Genomic DNA, 22,033 nt, shown 5'->3' with positions numbered 1-22,033 from the left:
CGCGGGCGTGCTTCGCGTGATGCGCGTTGACTTCGCTACGCGACGACTTCGACGGATGAGGCCACGTTATCGTCTGGAGACGCTCCGACGTCGTTTCTCAGCGAAATTGCACCATGCCTCTCCGCGCTCCCGTACTACGTCCTGCCGCTGCTCCATCCGCTCCGCCACCGGAAACACGCCGCCCCTCCGTACCCGGACCCATTGCCACGGCAGCGACAGCATCGCCTCGTGGTTCGATCAGCGAAGGACCGTTCGGACCGATCTCCGATCGACGACGCTCGTCGGTCGTGTCGATCGCTTCGGCGGCGTCGTCTTCGGCCACGTTGAGCGACGGGAAAATCGCACGCATCGAGGCGAGTGCGAGGGCGGAAGCGCAACGCAAGCTGACGCCCGTCGAACAAAAGATCAGCACTGAATTCGTGCTGGGCGATCACCTCAAGTCGATCGGCGCCGCCGCGAAAGCGATGGGCGTCGCGGTCAGCTTCCGGCTGGCCGGCCCGGAGACGCTCAAGCGTCTCGCCAACGGCGCGCCCGCCAAGGGACACGACATCCTCGAGAAGAGCATCAAGCCCAGCAAGCTCGAAGAAGTCTACGGCGCGGCGAATGCGCCCACACGTCTCAAGCAGATGCAGGACAACAATATCGATGGATTCGTCGGCCATTGGGGCGACAACGGCCTACTCGGTCTGTACATGACGCCGGACGCCGCAAAGAACCCGAACCTCGCCCCCTTCCTGGAGAAAACGCCCGACGGCAAGCTCTACTATCCGGTCGATCACAACAACCTCGCGGAAAGCCTCAAACCGCTGCGGCAGCACGAGCCCGACTGGGAGAAAAAAACCTACACCGGAGACTACGACCTGCACGACATGATCAATCTCCAGGGCAACCGGAGTCCGATCCTCGCGGGCAGCGACGACGAACTGCGAACCCGGCAGGCGATCAACACGGCGGTCGCGGCAACGGACCCCAACCGTCCACTCGATACACCGGAGATGGCGGTCGTTCAGCACGGACCGCAATACAACTACGTGGCGTACATGAAGGCCATCGAGAACAAGAAACCGGACGACAAAATCTCCAAACCGTCCCTTCCCGTGGCGATGTGCAATCGTGGAGAGTGGAGCATCATCTCGACGGAAAAGGAACTCACCGCGTTCTACAAACGCGTCGGCGTGAATATCAAGGACGACTGGGATGCAGGGGACACCGGCTCGCGTCGGCCGTCGCTTGCGGGATCCAGCAGCGATCAGTCGCCGGTTGGTTCGAGGCGCCCTTCGATGCAAGCGGATGGCCGCCGCGCGTCGCTGCCATTGAATCGCCTCGCGCGCCCCAATCCAGCGCACGCACAAACGCCGGTGTCCGTGCCGACTCCTATACCTGTGTCTGCGTCTGAGCCCCCGGTCGAGTTTTCCAATCCATTCGACGGTTCGTCGAACGCTCTTCAGGCGCAGCACCGCTGGATGCCGGGCGACCCTTTCGGCTCCAACGCGCCGGCACAGAGCGCTCCTCTGCGCCGTGGCTCAGCGCAGGTGGACCCGTTCGCGAGTTTTGTTCCAAGCTCGCTGAGCCAGATTGCCGCCACTCGCGAAGAAGAATCCCCGCACAACTCCGACCCGGCCCCTGCGTGAACCCGGCACACGCGGCGACGATTCGCTTGAGCCGCTTACCGCTACGCCGAATACATCCCCTCCGGCCCGTTGCGCAACGTCCGCGCGACGATCCGCAAACCGTCGCGCAGACTCTCTACCGTGCGCGCACCGCTCATGCTGATCCGCACCGCGTGCGGCGCCGAGCCGCGACCGATCACAAAGCTGTCCGCAGTCTTCACGAGCACGCCGGCCTGCCGCAGCGCCGCCGCGAATTCGGCCGCGCGCCACGGCTCTGCGAGCGGCAGCCATAAGTGCGCGCTCGCAGGATCGGTGCGATACGGAATGCCCTTGAGTTCGGTCTCGGCGAGCGCGTGTTGCGCGGCGATGCATTCGCGCTGCAACGCGATCAACCGTTCGATCTCGCCACCGTCGATCCATCGCGCGACGATCTCGGCCGCGAGCGGCGCGGTCATCCAGCAGTCGCTGCGAATCACCGCGACGATCTTGCCGACCCAATCCTGCGGCGCCTGGATATAGCCGATCCGCAGCCCCGGCGCGACCGCCTTCGAGAAACCGCTGATCGCGATCCCGTGCTCGGGCAGCAGCGCGGCGATCGGTTGCGGCGGACGATCGAGCAGCGCCGCCGGCACGAGGTCTTCGATCACCATCAGGTTGTGACGCGACGCGATCGCGGCGATCGCGTGACGCCGCGTGTCGCTCATCGTCGCGGTGGTCGGGTTGTGCAGCGTCGGCACGCAGAAGAGCGCGCGCGGCGCGAGCAGTGTGCATGCGCGTTCGAGCGCGGCGGGCACGAGCCCTTCGTCGTCGATCTCGATGCCGACCAGGTTGAGCCGCAGTTGCCGCGCCAGCGCGAGGATGCCGGGATAGCTGAGTGCTTCGGCGAAGATGGTGTCGCCGGGTCGCAGCACGGCGCGCAGCACACACGCGAGCGCATGCTGCGCGCCCTGCGTGACGAGCACGCGCTCGGCCGGTGCTGCGCTGCCCATCCGCGCGAACCACTGCGCACCCGCCTCGCGATGCGAGCGGCGTCCCGCCTCCGGCTGGTACTGCAGCAGTTCGCTCGCGAGGCGTTCGTCGGCGGCGATGTCGCGCAACGTTGCACCGAGTGCGCGCGCCTCCTGGGTCGAGACGGGCACGTTCTGGCCGAGATCGATCGGACGTGGTGTGCCCGCGTGCGGCAGCGCAGTCGATGGGTCGTCCGTGTGCCGGCCGGCTCGCCGCTCGAAGGGCTCTGCCAGCGGCGGCGTGCCGCGATCGAATTCCGCGACATACGTGCCGTCGCCGACGCGCGCGATCGCGAGACCGCTGCGCTCGAGCTCCGCATACGCGCGGCTGACCGTGCCTGTCGTCACGTTGAGTTCCCGTGCGAGCACGCGATGCGCGGGCAGCTTCTCGCCGGGCGGCAACTGGCCGTTGCAGATCGCCTGCGCGTAGGCCTGCGAGATCGCGCGGTATTTCGGCTCGTCGCTGCGCGTGAGTTTCGGCAGCCAGGTGTTCATCGGTGTCTCCTGCTTGTTCTTGCTTGCGCTGTCGCCATCGACGGCATCGCATCCGGACCCGCGATTGATATGCGCATTATGGGTGCCCAATCCCCCGAATTGAAGGCATTCATTTACTTCGATTGACTGCATTGAGTCGGTGTAATTGACCCTCTAGCATCGGTGGACGCCTCGACAGGCTTGGAGACAAACGGCGGCACGGCGCGCCAGATAACCATGAAAAACCGCATCGAACGCATCGCGATCAGTCATCACCGGCTCGAACTCGACCCGCCGTTTCCGGCGTCGTGGGACAGTCAGCCGCGTCGTCGCTTTCCCGCGACGATCGTGCGCGTCGAAGACAGCGAAGGCCGCGTCGGCATCGGCTCCGGCGACGCGATGTACGGCTTCGACGACTACCGGCATCTGTTCATCGGCACCGATCCGCTCGACCTCGCACGCCACTCCGCCGTGCTCGACAACCTCAGTTTTCATGCGGGCCGTCTGTGGCCGCTCGACGTCGCGCTGTGGGACCTCGCCGGCAAGATTCGCGGCGAGTCGTGCTGGCGCATCGCCGGTGGCCGTGCGCAGAAGGTGCGCGCGTATGCGTCGTCCGGGGTGCATCGTTCGCCCGACGATGCCGCACGCTGGGCCGAACACGTCGCCGCGCGCGGTTTCCCTGCGTTGAAGCTGCGCTTCGGTCGCCCAAAACTCGCCGACGATCTCGCCGTCCTCGCCGCCGTTCGCGCAGCAGTCGGCCATGCCGTCGACATCATGGTCGACTGCAACCAGGGCTGGCGCATGCCGTGGGACACGCAGCCCGCGTGGCAAGCCGACGACGCACTCGCCGTGATCCGCGAACTGGAAAAGTACGACGTCTACTGGGTTGAGGAGCCGCTGCATCGCGGCGACTACGCAGGCCATCGACAACTGCGCGCGCAGACCGGCATCCGCATCGCGGGCGGCGAGCTGACGCGCGACCGCCACGAATTCCAGGCGCTGCTCGATCAGGAGTGTCTCGACGTGTATCAGCCCGACGTCGTCTGCACGCTCGGTCTCGAAGGCAGCCGCAAACTCGCCGCCGACGTCGAAGCGCACGGCAAGGTTTTCACGCCGCATACGTGGGGCAACGGCATCGGGCTCGTCGCGAACCTGCACGTTGCAGCGGGCGCCTCGAATGCACCGTTCGTCGAGTACCCGTACGACCCGCCCGAATGGACTGCCGAACGTCGCGACTTTCCGCTGACGCATCCGATCGACGTCGACGCCGACGGCTGGATCGATCTCGGCGACGCGCCGGGCCTCGGCATCGCACTCGACGAAGACGTGCTCGCAGCGACGCTAGCCGAAGGCAGCCGCTACGACTGATGGTTTTACCGGCGCGCACGTCGCGTGCGAACCGGCGCAGTACAACGCATCCATACGATCAAAACAAAGGAGACAACGTCATGCGCAGCATCTCTCATCTCGTCCGCACGGCGCGCGTCGCGCTGCCGCTCGCGGTCGCGGCACTCGTCGCGCTACCCGCGCACGCGGCTGGCACCTGGTGCAGCCAGGGCAAGCCCGTCCGCTTCGCGGGCGTCACGTGGGAAAGCGGCAACTTCACCAGCGAAGTGCTGCGTTTCGTGCTGAAGAACGGCTACGGCTGTGAGACGGATACGATCCCCGGCAGCACCGCCGCGACCGAAACAGCGCTGTCGCGCAACGATCTGCAGGTCTGGTCGGAGCAATGGACCGGCCGCTCCGAAATCATCGCCGGCGCGGTGAAGAACGGCACGGTGAAGCTCGTCGGCGACACGCTGCCGGGCGGTACGAAGGAAGGCTGGTACGTGCCCGACTATGTGATCCACGGCGATCCGAAGCGCGGCATCAAGGCGTCGGCGCCGGGACTCGCGTCGGTAAGCGATCTGCCGAAGTACAAGGCGCTCTTCGTCGACGACGAGGAACCGGATCGCGGCCGCTTCCTGAACTGCCCGTCGGGCTGGGACTGCGAACGCGTGAACACGCGCCTGCTGAAACTGCTGAAGCTCGACGACAGCTACACGAACTTCCGCCCCGGCACCGGCGCCGCACTCGACGCCGCGATCGCGTCCGCGTACGAACGCGGCAAACCGATCCTCACGTACTACTGGGAACCGGCCGCGCTGATGGCGAAGTACAAATTCGTCCAGCTGAAGATGCCGCCGTTCAGCGACGCCTGCTGGAAGACACTCCGCGACGCGAACGCGACGCAGCCGTGCGCGTCGTCGTACCTGGTGTCGCATCTGAAGATCGGCGTGTCGACGCCGTTCTACCAGGCCGAGCCCGACGTGATGGCGTTCTTCTCGAAGGTCAGTTTTCCGATCGACTTTCTCGACAGCACGATTCTCGACATGACCTCGCACAAGGTCGACGCGCAAACCGAGGCCGCGCAATTCCTGAAGCAACATCCGGAAATGTGGAAGCCGTGGGTCCCCGCTGACGTCGCGGCAAAAGTACAAAAAGCGCTCGGCGCCTGATATCCGCCTGATACCCATTAACAAAAAACCCGGGCCGCCGGTAGCGGCCCATCGCATCGGAGGAGACAGCAGTGAAGAAAATGAATCTGGTCGCGGCGTTGCCGTTCGTCATCGCGGCGGGTGCCGCGCACGCGCAAAGCAGCGTCACGCTCTACGGCATCATCGATCTCGGGATCGACTACGCGAACAACGTCGAAGGCGGCAGCAACGGGCAGCTCACGCCCGGCAGCGGCGGCCGGCTCGTGCAGATGCAAAGCGGCGTGCCGGCGGGTAGCCGCTGGGGCCTCAAGGGCGCCGAAGATCTGGGCAACGGCTATCAGGCGATCTTCCGCCTCGAAAGCGGCTTCAACGCGGCGACCGGCGGACTCGGCGGCGGGCTCGCGTTCTCGCGCAATGCGTACGTCGGCGTGAAGTCGGACAAGTACGGTCAGTTGACGTTCGGCAAGCAGTGGGACGCATCCGTCGATCTGGTCGAGCCGTTCTCGCTGAACGGACAGTACGGCGGCTGGTACTTCTCGCATCCGAACGACATGGACAACCTGGACAACGGTTTCCCCATCAACAACGCGGTGAAGTACGTGAGCCCGACGATCGCGGGTTTCGTGTTCGAAGGCCACTATTCGCTCGGCGGCACGGCCGGCGCGTTCTCGACGAATTCGTCGTACAGCGCAGCCGCGCAGTACACGTTCAGCGCGTTCAGCGCGGGCGTCGGCTACCTGCGCGTGACCAACCCGATCACCGCGGTCGCCGGCTACGGCAGCGGCGGCAGCTTCGTCAACGCGGTGTACGGCAATGCGCTCGCGAACGCGCGCTATCAGGGTGTGCTGTCGGCCGGCGCGTCGTACACGCTCGGCAGTCTCAAGCTGATGGCCGACTACTCGAACGTGAACTTCGCCGCGCAGGGAGGCACGCACGACCTGCACTTCCAGAACTACGAAGTGTCGGCGACCTACCAGGCGACGCCGTCGCTGGCGCTCGGCGCGGGCTACACGTTCACGACCGGTCTCGATCACGCGAGCGATACCGAGCCGAAGTACCACCAGGTCAATGCGATCGCGCAGTACTCGCTGTCGAAGCGCACGTCCGTCTATGCGATGGGTTCTTACCAGCGCGCAGCCGGAGCGGCACAGAATGCGCAGATCGCGGGCTTCAACCCGTCGAGCTCGCAAAGCCAGGTCGTGACGCGGGTCGGTATCACGCATTCGTTCTGATGTTGCGGTCGAGCTTTATCGCTTAATCTGTTGCAGGAAGCGTCGCGCTCTCGTGCGCGACGCCGTATCGAAAGGATTGACCGTCATGCGCCGCCTTCCGTCCCTGTCGGCCCTGCGCTCGTTCGAAGAAGCGAGCCGCACCCTGAGCTTCACGAAAGCGGCACAGACGCTGCACGTCACGCAAGGCGCGATCAGTCGGCAGATCCGTCTGCTCGAGGAATACCTCGGCACCCCGCTTTTCATGCGCCATCACCACCGGTTGGAGATCACGCCGGCCGGCAAGCGGTTATTGCCCACGTTGCAGGCCGCATTCGACAGCATCGCGCACACACTCGACACGATCCGCAACGACCCGTCGAACAATCTGCTGAGCGTCAATGCAGCGCCGACGCTCGCGACGCGCTGGCTCACGCCGCGTCTGCGCGATTTTCAGCAGCGTTTTCCGGAGCTGCATATCTCGGTCACGAACGAATACGGCGCGCTGCACGGCGCCGAGCGCAACGAGGATTGCCAGATCCGTTTCGGTCTTGAGCCGCTACCCGGTGGACAAAGCACGCTGCTGATGCGCGAGCGTCACGTGCTGGTCGGCGCGGCGCGCGAATTCGCGCACGCCCCCGCCGATCCTGCCGCGTTGCGCGACGTGCTCGTTCATCATCCGTGGTTGTACATACTCGACATCGACCGGCGTCTGCTGGTGTGGGATGCGTGGCTCGACAAAGCGGCGCTTGGCGCGGATATCGCGCCGCGTGGCGAGCTGGAATTCAGCACGCTCGATCAGGTGATTCACGCGGCTGTCGCCGGGTTGGGGATCGCGGTCGCGGACCGGCACATGATCGAGCAGGAACTCGCGAACGGTAGTCTCGTTCAGTTGAGTCCGCTGGAAGTGGATGGGCCTTATGGGTACTGGCTCGATGTGCGGCCTGAAGTGCTTGATACCGCACGGGTGCAGCACTTTAGTCGGTGGTTGATAGAGAACCACGTCGATCCGGATGTTGAAGGTCGCGCCGCAAGTTAACCTGCGCGGCGCGACGCATGCACGATGGGCGCGTTACCCCAACCCACCCATCATCATGTACTTCATCTCGACATACTCATCGATCCCGTACTTCGACCCTTCACGCCCCAGCCCTGATTCCTTAACGCCACCAAACGGCGCGACCTCGGTCGACACGATGCCTTCGTTGATACCGACCATCCCGCTTTCGAGCGCACCGGCCACGCGCCATACACGACCGATATCGCGCGCGTAGAAGTACGCGGACAACCCGAACTCGGTGTCATTAGCGAGACGAATCGCTTCATCTTCGGTATCGAACCGAAACACCGCCGCGACCGGGCCGAACGTCTCTTCGTTCGCGAGCTTCATCTGAGCGTTCGCATCGACGATCACCGTAGGCTCGTAGAACGTGCCGCCAAGCGCATGCCCTCGCCCGCCGCAGACGATCTTGCCGCCCTGCTCAAGCGCATCGGCGACATGATCTTCGACCTTCGCAAGCGCCGCACGATTGATCAACGGCCCTTGGGTCGCCCCGCTCTCGAGTCCGTTGGAAACCTTCAACCGCCCGACCGCCGCGACCAGCTTCTCGACAAACGCGTCATGCACCGACGCCTGCACGAAGAACCGATTCACGCACACGCAGGTCTGCCCGGTATTGCGGAACTTCGACGCCATCGCGCCTTCGACCGCCGCATCGAGATCCGCGTCGTCGAACACGATGAACGGCGCGTTGCCGCCGAGTTCGAGCGAGACCTTCTTCACCGTGTCGGCGGCCTGGCGCATCAACAGCTTGCCGGTGCGCGTCGAGCCTGTGAACGAAATCTTGCGCACGTCGCGCGATTCCATCAACGCACCGCCGATCGCTGGTGCATCGCCCGACACGACGTTGAACGCGCCCGCAGGAATGCCCGCTTCCGCCGCGAGCGCGGCGAGGGCGAGCGCCGACAGCGGAGTTTCCTCAGACGGTTTGAGTACCATCGTGCAACCGGCTGCGAGCGCAGGACCGGCCTTGCGCGTGACCATCGCGAGCGGGAAATTCCACGGCGTGATCGCGCCGACCACACCGATCGGTTCCTTCGTCACGACGATCCGCTGACCCGGCTTCGGTGCCGGAATCACATCGCCGTACACGCGCCGCGCCTCTTCCGCGAACCACGTCAGAAAGCTCGCCGCGTAGACGACTTCGCCCATCGCCTCGGCGAGCGGCTTGCCCTGCTCGCGCGTCATGATCAGCGCGAGATCCTTCTGATGTTCGAGCATCAGCTCGCCCCAGCGACGCACCTTCGCGCCGCGCTCGGCCGCGGTGCACGCACGCCACGCGACGAACGCGCGCGTGGCCGCTGCGATCGCGCGTCGCGTGTCGTCGGCACCGGCCCGCGCGACCTGCGCAAGCGTTTCACCGTTCGCCGGATCGACGACCGCGTACGTATCGGCGGCATCGGACCACGCACCGTCGATAAAGCTCGCGGTGCGCCACAGTTGCGGATTGCGCAGGCCGTCGATCATGCCGCGATCTCCAGCACGCGAGCCGCGCGCGCCACACGCGGAATGCGTGCGCTCACGTAATCGTTGATCACGTCGCACGGCGTGTAGTTGCGTTCGAGTTCGTACAGTTCGTCAGCAGTGAGATGCGTGTCGAGCGCAGTCAGCGCGCCGTCGAACTGCTCGACCGAGTCGGCACCGACCAGCATCGACGTGATGCCTTTGCGGCCCAGCACCCACGCCTGCGCGATCTGCGCACACGACACGCCGCGCGCATGCGCGACGTCCGCGACCGAGTGCGCGATATCGCGCGACGCCGCATCGTCGTACATCTGCCCGGTGAAGAAATCGGTCTGGTTACGCACCGACTTCGGATCGCCCGACAGCAACCCGCGCGCGAGCGGACTGAACACCGACACGCCGATCCCCTGATCGATACAGAACGGGATCATCTCGCGCTCTTCCTCGCGATACGCGCAGTTCAGCTGCAGCTGCATGTTGACCGGTCGCGCGAAGCCGTAGCGCTCGCACACCTGCAGGATCTTCGCGAACTGCCACGTAAACATCGTCGACACACCGATGTAACGCGCCTTGCCCGCGCGCACGATGTCGTTCAACGCGTCCATCGTTTCTTCGACCGGCGTGTTCACGTCGAAGTAATGCAGCATGTAGACGTCGACGTAATCGGTCTGCAGACGCCGCAGCGAACCGTCGATCGCTTCCATCACGTGCTTGCGCGAATGGCCCTGGTTATTCGGACCGTTGCCGATCGGATAACCGACCTTGGTCGTCAGCACGAGTTCGTCGCGCTTCGCGATGCGCTTCACGATGCGCCCCACCACTTCTTCGCCGACACCCGTCGAATAGAAATCCGCGAGGTCGATGAAGTTCACGCCCGCTTCGAGCGCGCGCGCGACGATCGGCTCGCTTTGCTGCTCATTGAAAATCCACGGCTTCCAGTCGGGCGTACCCATGTTCATCGTGCCGAGGCACAGCCGCGACACCTTGAGCCCCGAGCGGCCCAGTTGCACGTATTCCATCGTGTTCCCCTGATTCGGTTGGCAACGCGTCACGCGGTGCCACGGTTCGCTAAGCGGCCTTGGCCTTCGGCGTATAGAACGGATTGCTGATCGCATCGCGCACGGCAGCCAGCTTGTCGAGCGCCGGCAGGCCGTTCATCGCGGCGTGAATCGCCGTGCGGCACGCGGTGTAGTTGTTCTCGTACACGGCGTCGAGGTCGTCGCACGACCAGTTCACCCAGTTCGCGGTGACGATGCACCATTCGTTTTCGGCTTCGGGCGGCAGCGTGCCGTCGAGCATCGCCTCGGTGACCGCCTTCGCGATCGCGGCCTGCGATGCGCCCCACGTCGCGTTGCCGTGCAGGTCGCCACGGATGTCGGCCTTGTTCACGTACAGCGTCATCGGCTTGACCGGCAGGTTCGGTTGCGCGACGACCATGAACGGCACGTGTCCCTGCGACGGCGACGACAGGCTGTTCGTAAACGCCTGGCCGACCGGGCCGCTGCGCGGTCCGATCATGATGTTGATGTGCGCGGCGTTCACGCCGGGGCCGGCGAACCCTTCACCGATATAGACTTCCATCGCTTTCATTTCCTGCTCCGTCTCCGTGTTGTTCAGGCGGCATGCGCCGCGGCAGATATCGCGTCGAATTGAAGCACGGCGTTTGCGCAGTCGAAAGCTATGAAAACTCATGGGGGCATGATGCGTTTTCATCCCCGCGTGAAAGTCATGCGACGGCATGAGATCAGGTAATGCGTCGATGATTATTTGTGCCTTTTGCTACCGACGACACGATCGGTACACTTAGTCGCGCAAGCAAATAGAACGCAGCGCGGCGACACGAGACACGCCGCAGCGCACAACACGAGACAACGCGGCAACCCTATGCGACGAAGCCGGAGCACCGGCCGCCGCCTGCCGCTTACAGGAGGAGAACAGTCAATGGGACGTCCGAGGTTCGCCGGCATCCGCTCAACAATCGCACGCTCACTCGTCGCGCTGGCCTGTGCCGCCGCGGCAACCGGCAGCTACGCCGCGCCGGCCTGGTGCGGCGCCGGCAAGACCGTGAAGTTCGCGCAGATCACGTGGGAAAGCGGCGCGCTGATGACCGAGATGGTCCGCACGGTGCTCGAGAAAGGCTACGGCTGCAAAACGGAACTCGTCACGGGTGCAACCGCCGCGACCGAAACCGCGCTCGCGCGCGGCGATCTGCAGATCTGGGCCGAACACTGGACGGGCCGCAGCCCGATCGTCGCGCGTGCGTTGCAGCAAGGCAGCGTGAAACTCGTCGGCGAACTGATTCCGGGCGGCGACCGTGAAGGCTGGTACGTGCCCGACTATGTGATCAACGGCGACGCGAAACGCGGCATCAAGCCGCTCGCGCCGCAACTGCATTCGATCACGCAACTGCCGCAATACAAGTCCCTGTTCACCGACGACGAAGAGCCCGATCGCGGCCGCTTCTACAACTGCCCGAGCGGCTGGGACTGCGAGCGTTTCAACACGCGGTTGTTCGACGCGTACAAGCTCGGCAACGACTATACGAACTTCCATCCGGGCACCGGCGCCGGTCTCGATGCGGCGATCGCGTCCGCGTACGAGCGCGGCAAGCCGATCCTGTTCTACTACTGGGAACCGGCTGGACTGATGGCGAAATACCATTTCATCCGGCTCGACGGCGCGCCGTATTCGGATGCATGCTGGAAGACCATCGCCGAACCGAACGCCACGCCGTGTGCGTCTGCGTTCAAGGTGTCGCATCTGACGGTCGCCGTGTCGACGCCGTTCTTCGATGCCGAACCCGATGCGGTCGCGTTCTTCCGCAAGGTCAGCGTGCCGCTCGAACTCGACGAACAGCTGGTCGCACAGATGCACGAGCGCAAGCTCGATGCGTCGACGGTGGCGAAAACGTTCTTCGAGCAGCATCCGGAAGTCTGGAAGCAGTGGGTCGATCCTGCCGTCGCGGCACGTGTGCAGGCTGCATTGCATTCGTGATCAAGCGGCACAGCAGCATCCGTCGATAGCACCCGCATCATCGCAACAGAAAGAGGTTCAACATGCATTCGCTTTTTCTTCGCCTGTCGATCGCAGACTGGGTCAACGACTGGGTCAACGCGTTCGTGCAGCGCTACGGCGACGCGTTCCACAACTTCAGCGTGCTGATGCTGCGTCACGTGCTGGTCCCGCTCGAAGGTCTGCTGCGCGCGATGCCGCCGTGGGTCGTGCTCGCGGCGGTCGGGCTGCTCGCGTGGCATGCGTCGCGACGCATCGGCGTCGCGGTGCTGTTTATCGCGCTGCTGTATCTGATCGGCTGCTTCGGTCTGTGGGACAAGCTGATGCAGACGTTCGCGCTGATGCTCGTCGCGACCGTGGTGTCGGTGGCGCTCGGCGTGCCGCTCGGCATTCTTGCTGCGGGTAGCGCGGGGTTGCGTCGTGTGCTGCTGCCGATCCTCGACATCATGCAGACGCTACCGAGCTTCGTGTACCTGATTCCGGTGCTGATGCTGTTCGGTCTCGGCAAGGTGCCGGCGATTTTTGCGACCGTGATTTATGCGTTGCCGCCGCTGATTCGTCTGACCGATCTCGGTATCCGTCACGTGGACGGCGAGATCGTCGAAGCGGCGCGCGCGTTCGGCACGACGCGCACACAGTTGCTGTTCAACGTGCAGTTGCCGCTCGCACGACCGAGCATCATGGCCGGCATCAACCAGACGACGATGATGGCGCTGTCGATGGTCGTGATCGCGTCGATGATCGGCTCGCGCGGACTCGGCGAGGACGTGCTCGCGGGCATCCAGACACTCGACGTCGGCAAGGGCACGCAGGCGGGCATCGCGATCGTGATTCTCGCGATCGTGATCGACCGGATCAGCCAGGGCTACGGCCAGGACCGCCGCACGCGGCGTCTTAAAAGCCGTTATGCACAGCCGTCGCGGATTCCGTTCCGTCGCGCGCGTGCTGCTGCGGCTTCGAACGTTGCCGCCGGCAGCAGCAACGACAACGCCACGGCCAACCCCGAACTCGCGAAGCAAGGCGCGAAGTAACTCACGCGCCCGAACGTCATAGCAAAGAGGAACCCGTCATGAGCGGCATCGAAGTCAAAAACGTGTACAAACTGTTTGGACCGCCGCACGCAGCACGCGACGCGCTCGCGATGCTGAAGAGCGGTTCAGGCAAAGCCGATGTGCTCGAACGCACGCGCTGCAACGTCGGGCTGAACGACGTCAGCCTGTCGATCGGCTCCGGACAGATTTTCGTGATCATGGGTCTGTCGGGCTCGGGCAAGTCGACGCTCGTGCGCCACTTCAACCGGCTGATCGAACCGACGGTCGGCGAGATTCTGATCGGTGGCCGCGACGTATTGAAGCTCGACGCAGGTGGACTGCGCGAGCTGCGCCGCTTCGGCGTCAGCATGGTGTTCCAGAGCTTCGGATTGCTGCCGCATCAGACCGTGCTCGACAACGCCGCGTACGCGCTCATCACGCGCGGCGAGAAAAAAGCGAAGGCGCAGGAACAGGCGAATCTGTGGCTCGAGAAAGTCGGCCTGCACGGCTACGCGAATCACTATCCGGATGAACTGTCGGGCGGCATGCGGCAGCGCGTGGGACTCGCGCGTGCGCTCGCCGCCGACACCGATGTGATCCTGATGGACGAAGCGTTCTCCGCGCTCGACCCGCTGATCCGCGCCGAGATGCAGGATCAGTTGCTGAACCTGCAGGCGATGCTGAACAAGACGATCGTCTTCATCACGCACGACCTCGACGAAGCGCTGCGGATCGGCAACCAGATCGCAATCCTGCGCGACGGCGCGCTCGTGCAATGCGGTACGCCGGACGACATCCTGCATCGTCCGGCCGATGACTACGTGCGGCGCTTTGTCGAACGGCGGGCGGGTACTCCGCACTAGGCATCGAGCGCCGGGCGCAGCCTGCGCTTTGCCCGGCGGGTTGACCGTCGGGTTGACCGTCGGGTTGCCCGTCGGGTTGCCCGTTATACTCTCGCCTTTTCACCCAGCGCCGCATGACCGCAGCGCTGCCGCGAGGAGGCGACCGTGAAGCGAAAGATGCCCGCCCTGAACGCGCTGAAAGCCTTCGAGGCGGCCGGCACGAGCGGTAGCTTTACGCGCGCCGCCGAACAGCTGAACGTCACGCAAAGCGCGGTGAGCCGCCAGGTGCGGCAACTCGAGGAACAGCTGGGCGAAGCGCTGCTCGAACGCCATCATCACCGGCTCGAACTGACCGCCGCAGGCCGCGCGCTGCTGCATACACTGCAGCAATCGTTCGATCGCATCGAACTGACCGTGCGGGCGATCCAGCAGAAGAGCGATCTGAACCGGCTGCGCGTCAACGTCCCGCCGACCTTCGCGAGCCGCTGGCTCGTGCCGCGACTCGGCAAACTGCGCGAACGCCATCCGTCGCTCGAACTGAGCCTCACCACCCGCCTGCAGGACAGCCTCGCCGATTCGACCGCGCTCGACTGCGCGATCCGTTTCGGCGACGGCGAATGGGAGGGACTCGAAAGCTCGCTGCTGATGCATGAGCAGCACGTCGCGGTGTGTTCGCCGGTGCTGGTCGAAGGCGATGCCGCGAACGGCGGCACGCTCGACCTCACGCGCCACACGCTGCTGCACGTGCTGTCCGGCGACAACCAGCGCTACCTCACGTGGCGACACTGGCTCGACGCCGCACGCATCGAGGGCGTCGATACGGCGGGCGGCTACGAATTCGATCTGCTCGATCACGCGATCCGCGCGGCCGTCGAAGGGCTCGGCGTGACGATCGCGGATCGTCATATGATCAGCCGTGAACTCGCGAGCCGGCAGCTCGTGCAGGTGCTCGACGTGCACGTCGATGGGCGGCAGTCGTACTGGTTTGTCGTGCGGCCGGAGCAGAAGGGTTCAAAGCCGCTGCAGCAGTTCAGAAAGTGGTTGATGGAGGAGATGGCTGAGGAAGAAAGCTGAAGGCCCCATCCTCCGCCCGTTCCCCTACCCTCTGGCCGGCACCTTCCCCAGCAACGGCCCCAACCCCTCCGCATAAGTCAGATGCGAGATCACCGCATCGCGGAGCTTTTGATACGGCAACCCGGCCAGTATCGCCGTCTGCATCGCCGCCATCACCTCGCCGGCTTCGGCGCCGATCATCGTGAAGCCGAGGATGCGGTCGTCGTCCGCACTGACCAGTACTTTCATGAAGCCTTGCGACTCGTCGGTTGCGAGCGTACGTAGCACGTTGTTCATCGGCAGCTTCGCAATGCGCACCGCGATGCCCTTCTGCTGCGCTTCGCGTTCGCTCAGACCCACGTGCGCGAGCGGCGGCTCGGTGAACATCGTGTATGGGATCAACCGGTCGCTTGTCTTGCGATCTCCGCCGGCCATGTTGTCGCGCACGATCCTGAAGTCGTCGACCGACACGTGCGTGAACTGCGGACTACCCGCCGCTTCGCCGATCGCCCACACGCCAGGCACAACCGTTTGCAGCCGCTCGTTCACGCGGATAAAGCCGCGCTCGTTCAACTCGATGCCGGCTGCTTCGAGCCCGATACCCGCCGTATTCGGCACACGTCCCACTGCGACGAGAAGATCGCTGCCTTCGATCGTCTGCTCGCCCGCGCTCGTGCGCAGCGCGACGCGGACGCCCGATCCCGACCGCCCTTCGACGCTTACCGTTTGCGCGCCGAGGATCACGTCGATGTCTTCGCCACGCAGAATGCGCAACATCTCTTCGGCGACGTCGTCGTCTTCGCGGGCCATCAAACGCTCGCCGCGATCGATGATCGTCACGCGACTGCCGAAGCGGCGATAGGTCTGCGCCATTTCGATGCCGATGTAACCGCCGCCGAGCACGATCAAATGTGCGGGTACGTAGCCTAGTTCGAGCGAGCCGATGTGGGTCAGTGGTTCGGCCGCGCGCAGTCCGGGAACGTCGGGAATCGCCGCATGCGTGCCCACATTGACTATCACCTGATCGCCGCTCAGCGTCCGCGTGCCGCCGTCGTTGAGTTCGACTTCGATGGTCTTCGGTCCGACGAACCGGCCGCTGCCCATGATCAGTTCGGCGCCGCTCGCCGCGTACGCATCGATATGTGCCTTCGCTTCGCGCTCGACCATGTCGCGCTTGCGGGCGCGTACCTTTTCCATATCGACGATCACCGGGCCTGTGACCGCGCCGAAGTTCGCGGCGTTGCGCGTCATGTGTGCGACGCGGGCGCTCCAGATTTCGTTCTTGCTCGGCAGACAGGCGACGGCCGGGCACGAACCGCCCACCCATTGCCGCTCGACGACGGCCACGCGTTGGCCGGATCGCCCAAGATGCCAGGCGAGAAGTTTGCCACCCTGGCCGCTGCCAAGGATCACGGTATCGAAATGTTCAGCGTGGGACATGGGTTGCTCCAACATGGGTTGCTCCAATCGGATAACGGTCGGGTGACCAGGTTCGGTACGGCCGCCGCGTGTCGCGAGACGGCCTGTGTGCGTCGCGATGTTTCGGTTACTTGACCGGAGGGAAATCGATGTCCGTATCGTTGATACGGTTGAACGTATTCGTGAAGATCGTCAGCGCGACGGCCAGCGAAATCTCCGCGAGTTGCGTATCGGTGTAGCCGGCCGCGCGAATCGCGGCGAATTCGCTGTCGCCGATCGTGCCGCTCGTCGTCTGCAGATTCAGCACGAAGCGCACGAGCGCATCGCGCTTCGCATCGCCGGTGGGCTGTCCCGCGCGAATCTGTTTGAGCGCGTCCGCCGACAGGCCGGTCATCTTGCCGAGCATCACGTGCGCCGCGACGCAGTACTCACAGCCGGTCCGTTCGCTGACCAGCACCTTGATGGTTTCGAGATCCTGTTTGCTCAGGCTGCCGGATGCCAGTGTGCCTTCGGCGGCCAGCACGGTGGACAACGTCGACGGGGCCACGTGACCGACCGCAGCGAAGAGATTCGGTACGGTGCCGCCGGCGATTTTCTTGACCTGCGCGTAGACGTCGGCGGTGGCGCCGGTGGCAGTGGCGATTGCGGGAACGGTGATGCGGCTCATGGTGGAACTCCTTCAGTGGTGGTGGTTAGGAACCTCCACTTTAGGTGTCTCGTTTGATCTTTACGATGCCATATATTGTCGATATTATGCTCAAAAGTATCAAACCACCGTGCCCATCGATATGGATCTGCTGAGTCGACTGCTGTCGTTGATACCCGTCACCGGGCGGCTCGAGTTGCGCTGTCTTTTCGGCGCGCCCTGGAAAATCGATCAGGCTGTTTCCGGCGTGCGAGAGATTCCATATCACGTGCTGCTGTCCGGCGAGGCGATTCTCGAAGACATCAATGGACCACCCGAGCGGTTGACGGCCGGCGACATCATTCTGTTTCCCGCCGGTAACGCGCACTACATCCACGACGGCAGCGGCACAACGGCGGGGCCGGAAACGCGACGGCCGAAGGCATCGCTGATCGTGTACGAAAACGAAGGAGCCGGCGAGACAGTGGATTTTCTGTGCGGGCGGTTCCTGCTCGGCGCAGTGCCGGACCGGCTGTTGCGCGACCATCTGCCAGGTCGCCTTGTGGTCCACAGTGCGTTGCCCAAACCGGAGGCCGATGCTGAAGCGCCGGCGCGGACCGTGGCGCGTACGCGGTTGCATCGCCTGATTCAATTGATGTACGAAGAAGCGAACGATCCGGGGCCCGGCAGCGAGATGTTCGTCAATCATCTGTCGGCGGCGCTGTTCGCGCTGACGTTGCGTTTCGCGACTGAGGGCACGCAGCCGCCGCATGGTCTGCTTGCGCTATCGCGGAAGCCTCGTCTGCAACCGGCCATCGACGTGATGTTCGAGGCACCCGGCGAACCGTGGACGCTGGATCAGTTATCGGCGCGCTGCCATATGTCGCGCGCGACGTTCATCCGGCAGTTTCAGGAAGCGATCGGCCGCTCTGCCGCCGATGTGCTGACCGAGGTTCGCATGACCCTCGCGGGTCGCATGCTGTTGAACACCGAAACGCCCGTCGCCGAGATCGGCGAGTCGGTGGGCTATCAATCGATGGCTGCGTTTCAGCGTGTGTTCAAGCGGCAGATCGGCGTGTCGCCGGCGCGGTGGCGTGCGTCGGGTGGGAATTTGCAGCGGGGGTAGTGCGACGCACGCCCGTATCGAATCCACGAGCGCACGTCGCATCACATCACGCTCACCACTTCCAGCCAACGCCTGCGTTGAATCCGACGTCGTGCCCGGTCGTCGAGACGCCTGCGCCGTATCCCCATCGACCGTTGCCCGACAATCCCTTGAACGTGAACGCGATCGCACCGTAGCCTTCGTAGCCGCCCATTCCGACACCGAGCGTCTGCTCGCCGGCGTTGAGCGTCGGCAGATAGGTGCCGGACATCGCCATGGCCATCGCGATCCCGGAGTACGCATGACGGGCCACGTCGTTGATATTGCCCTGCACGCCCTGCAACTGCGACAGGTTGACCGCATCGGTCGGCGCGACGCCGGGCGCGACGTTCGTGATGCGGCGCTCGTTGCCCGGCGAGCCGACCGAGACCGTGTTCGCCTGATCGGCCACCGAGCCCGCGCCCAGCGCGACCGAATTCGCGGCGGTCGCCTGTGCGTTTGCGCCGAGCGCGACCGAGTTGTCGCCTGACGCCAGCGAGTTCGCGCCGACTGCGGTCGCCGGATCGGCGATCGCCTGCGCCTGATAGCCGATCGCGACCGAACCGTCGAATTGCGCAGTAGAGCGGAAACCGATCGCCGTGCTGTTCGAGTCCTGCGCAAGCGACTGCGAACCGTACGCGGTTGCGCCGGTAGCCGTCTTCGTCGTGGTCGCGCCGTTGACGCCGGCGATCGTACCCGCGCTCGCACACAACCCGGTCGCCGTGCTGTCCACGCCGTTCGCGACGCCGCAGCCGGCCGCCTGAATGGTCTGCGTCGCGGTGTTGCCCGTGCCGCGCCCCTGCGTGGTGGCGTTGCCGTTAGTCGCGACACCGCCCGTCAGCGTGGCGCCGAGTGCCGCACCATGCGCGGCTGCGGCCGTGGATGCATCGTTTAGCGGGGCAAGCGAAGTCGACAGACTCGCGGCCACCGCGCCGCCACCGCCTCCTCCCGCACCGCTCGCCACCGAGCTGCCGATCGTGCTCAGGCTGGTGGACAGCGACGTCATGCCGGTCGACAACGAGGTCATGCCCGTGGACAGCGAGCCGATGCTCGACGATGTCGCCGTGGACAGGCTGACCACGGACGAACTCAATCCCGTCGACAGCGAACCGATGCTCGTCGAACTCGACGTGGACAACGACGTGATGCCGGTCGAAGTCGACGTCGAGAGGCTTCCCACGTTGCTATTCGTCGTGCTCAGACCGGTCGACAGCGAATTGATCGCGAACGTCACCGACGACGACAGCGAAGACAGTTGACCCACGTTGACCGCATCGGTCGGATTCGAGCCGGCGGCGACGTTGGTCAGGCGAACCGGCGCGTTGGCGCCGACGCCGCCGAGCGTGATGCTCGTGTGCGAGGGGTCGTCGTACTGAACGGAATTGGCGACGCCCGTCGACAGTGCGCTGATTCCGGTCGACAGCGAGCCGAGGCTGGAAGACGTGGTCGTCGACAGGCTGCTGACTGCGCTGCCGGTGGTGCTGAGGCCGGTGGACAGCGAGCCGACGTCGGTGGTGAGTGTGCCGAGTGCGGTCGACGTCGAGGTGGACAGGCTGCCGATGTTGCTGGTGGTCGTGCTGAGGCCTGTTGAGAGCGAGGCGACGTTGCTGTTGGTTGTGCTCAGGCCTGTTGAGAGTGATGTGACGTTGCTGGTTGTGGTGCTCAGGCCGGTGGACGTCGACGTCGACAGGCTGCCGAGGTTGCTTGCGGTTGTGCTCAGACCCGTCGATAGAGAGGTGACGTTGCTGGTCGTCGTGCTCAGGCCGGTGGAGAGGGACGTGAGGCCCGTCGATGTCGACGTCGACAAACTCGTGACGCTGCTACCTGTCGTGCTAAGACCGGTCGAGAGTGAGCCGATGCCGGTGGAGGTCGACGTCGACAAACTGCCCACGGTGCTGCTGGTCGTACTCAGTCCCGTCGAAAGCGAAGTGATGTTGCTGGTCGTAGTGCTCAGGCCTGTCGATAGTGAACCGATGCTCGTCGAGGTTGATGTCGACAACGATGCGATACCGGTCGACGCTGAGGTCGACAAACTGCCTACGCTACTGGTGGTCGTGCTCAACCCCGTTGAAAGCGACGTGAAGTTGCTGGTCGTTGTGCTCAGACCAGTCGACAGTGAACCGACACTCGTCGAGGTTGATGTCGACAACGATGCGATACCGGTCGACGCTGAGGTCGACAAACTACCTACGTTGCTGCTGGTCGTGCTCAGCCCCGTTGAAAGCGACGTGACGTTGCTGTTCGACGTGCTCAGCCCCGTCGACAGCGAACCGATGCTGGTGGAAGTCGACATCGACAGGCTACCGAGGTTGCTTGCGGTCGTGCTCAGGCCGGTGGATAAAGAAGTAACGTTACTGGTCGTCGTGCTCAGGCCTGTAGAGAGGGACGTGACGCCTGTCGATGTCGAAGTCGACAGGCTCGCGATGCTGCTACCTGTCGTGCTCAGCCCGGTCGACAACGAGGTGACGTTACTGGTCGCGGTGCTCAAGCCTGTGGAGAGCGACGTGATGCCGGTAGACGTCGAGGTCGACAGTGATGCGATGCCGGTCGATGCCGACGTTGAGAGACTGCCTACGTTGCTATTGGTCGTACTCAACCCAGTTGAAAGCGAGGTGACGTTGCTGGTCGTAGTGCTCAGACCAGTCGACAGGCTCCCGATGTTGCTTACGGTTGTACTCAGGCCACTCGACAGAGATGTGATGCCGCTGGTCGTGGTGCTAAGGCCCGTCGATAGCGAACCAATGCCGGTCGAGGCCGACGTCGACAGTGACGCGATGCCTGTCGATGCTGAAGTCGACAGACTGCCCACGTTGCTACTGGTTGTACTCAACCCCGTCGAAAGCGATGTGACGTTGCTGTTCGACGTGCTCAAGCCTGTCGACAGTGAACTGACGCCCGTGGAGGTCGACGTAGACAACGAACTAAGACTCGTAGAAACCGAACTTGAAACCGAAGTCAACTGACCGACGTTGACCGCATCCGTCGCAGCTGTACCCGCCGCAAGATTGGTGATCCGGTTGCTGTTGACCGAGACCAGTCCACTCAGCGATATCCCGCTCGGCCCATACAGCGTGATCGTGCCGGTAGCCGCATTGGCGTTACCGCCAACGAACAGGTAGGCGGAAGAGCCTGCTAACCCTCCGTCCGCGGTGCCGTTCTCCGAAATAATGACGCCACTCCGAGTGGAGCAATTCCCTTCATCCGAGCTCCAGTCGGTCGCGATACCCCAGTTGTACGACGTTCCCTCGGAAGAACTCCCCGCCTGCCCCGCCGTCCCCGTGCAATTGCCGATCGCCCCGGCCCATGCCGCGTCGGTCAGCACGCCCATTGCAAAGACAGCCATGACACCCTGAGCGATCCCCCTGACCAGTCCCGCTTTCACGCTCGCCGAAAACAGCGGAGTCGCGGCCGATGCCGTCGCCCGGCTTTTCTCCTTTCCCCGGCTCTTCGCAGCCTCGCTTACCACGCAATACCGGCCCACGCCTCTGTTCCAGATGACGCGATAAATTCTGTTCATGATCGGAGTCCTCGGTTTGTTATCCGTATAAAAAGCGCGGAAAAACAGATCGACGGAACTCGCCTCACCGTCGTTTTCCCGGCAATACAT

Annotated in this window: 18 protein-coding genes and 1 pseudogene; 11 read left to right on the top strand and 8 right to left on the bottom strand. The window is 64.1% G+C overall.

Annotated elements, in window-relative coordinates:
- Positions 1–287: 287 nt before the first annotated feature.
- The gene (locus E1748_RS31625; protein ID WP_205965217.1) at positions 288–1,631 is read left to right on the top strand and encodes a hypothetical protein; all 1,344 of its coding nucleotides are present in this window, start codon (positions 288–290) and stop codon (positions 1,629–1,631) included.
- Between the two features lie 41 nt (positions 1,632–1,672).
- Here E1748_RS31625 and E1748_RS09735 read toward each other — a convergent pair whose 3' ends face one another.
- On the bottom strand, positions 1,673–3,112 hold the full coding sequence (locus E1748_RS09735; protein ID WP_133646873.1) for an aminotransferase-like domain-containing protein: 1,440 nt from the start codon (positions 3,110–3,112) through the stop codon (positions 1,673–1,675).
- Between the two features lie 216 nt (positions 3,113–3,328).
- Between E1748_RS09735 and E1748_RS09730 the strand changes: the two genes are divergently transcribed.
- The 4 genes from E1748_RS09730 (at position 3,329) to E1748_RS09715 (ending at position 7,815) form a co-directional block, all read left to right on the top strand.
- The gene (locus E1748_RS09730; protein WP_133646872.1) at positions 3,329–4,459 is read left to right on the top strand and encodes a mandelate racemase/muconate lactonizing enzyme family protein; all 1,131 of its coding nucleotides are present in this window, start codon (positions 3,329–3,331) and stop codon (positions 4,457–4,459) included.
- A gap of 80 nt (positions 4,460–4,539) precedes the next feature.
- Complete coding sequence (locus E1748_RS09725) at positions 4,540–5,589, top strand: glycine betaine ABC transporter substrate-binding protein (RefSeq protein WP_133646871.1); 1,050 nt, start codon at positions 4,540–4,542, stop codon at positions 5,587–5,589.
- 80 nt (positions 5,590–5,669) lie between these two features.
- Complete coding sequence (locus E1748_RS09720) at positions 5,670–6,800, top strand: porin (protein WP_133647324.1); 1,131 nt, start codon at positions 5,670–5,672, stop codon at positions 6,798–6,800.
- A gap of 85 nt (positions 6,801–6,885) precedes the next feature.
- Positions 6,886–7,815 carry a LysR substrate-binding domain-containing protein gene (locus E1748_RS09715; RefSeq protein ID WP_133646870.1) on the top strand — a complete coding sequence of 310 codons (930 nt, stop codon included), beginning with the start codon at positions 6,886–6,888 and terminating at the stop codon, positions 7,813–7,815.
- A gap of 33 nt (positions 7,816–7,848) precedes the next feature.
- Here the strand turns inward: E1748_RS09715 and E1748_RS09710 are convergent, their stop codons facing one another.
- Genes E1748_RS09710 through fae form a run of 3 tightly spaced genes read right to left on the bottom strand, consistent with a single transcriptional unit; the run spans position 7,849 to position 10,890 of the window.
- Positions 7,849–9,303 carry an NAD-dependent succinate-semialdehyde dehydrogenase gene (locus tag E1748_RS09710; RefSeq protein WP_133646869.1) on the bottom strand — a complete coding sequence of 485 codons (1,455 nt, stop codon included), beginning with the start codon at positions 9,301–9,303 and terminating at the stop codon, positions 7,849–7,851.
- Positions 9,300–10,319, bottom strand: coding sequence for an aldo/keto reductase (locus tag E1748_RS09705; protein WP_133646868.1), 1,020 nt, complete (start codon positions 10,317–10,319; stop codon positions 9,300–9,302). Before E1748_RS09705 ends, E1748_RS09710 begins: the two co-directional genes overlap by 4 nt.
- A 49-nt stretch (positions 10,320–10,368) precedes the next feature.
- Positions 10,369–10,890: a formaldehyde-activating enzyme gene (gene fae / locus E1748_RS09700; protein WP_133646867.1), complete on the bottom strand. Its 522-nt coding sequence runs from the start codon at positions 10,888–10,890 to the stop codon at positions 10,369–10,371.
- Between the two features lie 351 nt (positions 10,891–11,241).
- Here fae and E1748_RS09695 point away from each other — a divergent pair, with 351 nt between their 5' ends.
- From E1748_RS09695 to E1748_RS09680, 4 genes are all read left to right on the top strand, one after another.
- Positions 11,242–12,294 carry an ABC transporter substrate-binding protein gene (locus E1748_RS09695; protein WP_133646866.1) on the top strand — a complete coding sequence of 351 codons (1,053 nt, stop codon included), beginning with the start codon at positions 11,242–11,244 and terminating at the stop codon, positions 12,292–12,294.
- Positions 12,295–12,356: 62 nt separating this feature from the next.
- Positions 12,357–13,343, top strand: a complete 987-nt coding sequence (locus tag E1748_RS09690) for an ABC transporter permease (RefSeq protein ID WP_133646865.1) — start codon at positions 12,357–12,359, stop codon at positions 13,341–13,343.
- Positions 13,344–13,381: 38 nt separating this feature from the next.
- Positions 13,382–14,206, top strand: a complete 825-nt coding sequence (locus E1748_RS09685; protein WP_133646864.1) for a quaternary amine ABC transporter ATP-binding protein — start codon at positions 13,382–13,384, stop codon at positions 14,204–14,206.
- 156 nt (positions 14,207–14,362) lie between these two features.
- Complete coding sequence (locus E1748_RS09680; protein ID WP_133647323.1) at positions 14,363–15,259, top strand: LysR substrate-binding domain-containing protein; 897 nt, start codon at positions 14,363–14,365, stop codon at positions 15,257–15,259.
- A 24-nt stretch (positions 15,260–15,283) separates the two neighbouring features.
- On the opposite strand, the gene E1748_RS09675 is transcribed toward E1748_RS09680, so the two are convergent.
- Both E1748_RS09675 and E1748_RS09670 read right to left on the bottom strand, forming a co-directional pair.
- Entirely contained in the window at positions 15,284–16,678 is a 1,395-nt protein-coding gene (locus E1748_RS09675; protein ID WP_133646863.1) for a mercuric reductase, read from the bottom strand.
- Between the two features lie 106 nt (positions 16,679–16,784).
- Positions 16,785–17,324 carry a carboxymuconolactone decarboxylase family protein gene (locus tag E1748_RS09670; protein ID WP_133646862.1) on the bottom strand — a complete coding sequence of 180 codons (540 nt, stop codon included), beginning with the start codon at positions 17,322–17,324 and terminating at the stop codon, positions 16,785–16,787.
- A gap of 121 nt (positions 17,325–17,445) precedes the next feature.
- On the opposite strand from E1748_RS09670, the gene E1748_RS09665 reads away from it, so the two are divergent.
- Positions 17,446–18,408: a cupin domain-containing protein gene (locus tag E1748_RS09665; RefSeq protein WP_133647322.1), complete on the top strand. Its 963-nt coding sequence runs from the start codon at positions 17,446–17,448 to the stop codon at positions 18,406–18,408.
- 52 nt (positions 18,409–18,460) lie between these two features.
- On the opposite strand, the gene E1748_RS32150 is transcribed toward E1748_RS09665, so the two are convergent.
- Positions 18,461–19,453 carry a YadA family autotransporter adhesin gene (locus E1748_RS32150; protein ID WP_240766535.1) on the bottom strand — a complete coding sequence of 331 codons (993 nt, stop codon included), beginning with the start codon at positions 19,451–19,453 and terminating at the stop codon, positions 18,461–18,463.
- On the opposite strand from E1748_RS32150, the gene E1748_RS32145 reads away from it, so the two are divergent.
- Positions 19,452–19,685, top strand: coding sequence for a hypothetical protein (locus tag E1748_RS32145; protein WP_240766541.1), 234 nt, complete (start codon positions 19,452–19,454; stop codon positions 19,683–19,685). The two genes, E1748_RS32150 and E1748_RS32145, sit on opposite strands and share 2 nt — an antisense overlap.
- Here the strand turns inward: E1748_RS32145 and E1748_RS32140 are convergent.
- Positions 19,673–21,943: pseudogene (locus tag E1748_RS32140) on the bottom strand (ESPR-type extended signal peptide-containing protein); the annotation flags it as partial. The gene E1748_RS32145 and the pseudogene E1748_RS32140 overlap by 13 nt on opposite strands.
- Positions 21,944–22,033: the final 90 nt, after the last annotated feature.

This window comes from Paraburkholderia flava, assembly GCF_004359985.1.
GTDB lineage: Bacteria > Pseudomonadota > Gammaproteobacteria > Burkholderiales > Burkholderiaceae > Paraburkholderia > Paraburkholderia flava.
Note: the sequence above shows the minus strand (reverse complement) of the source record. Positions and strands in the feature narration are given on the sequence as shown.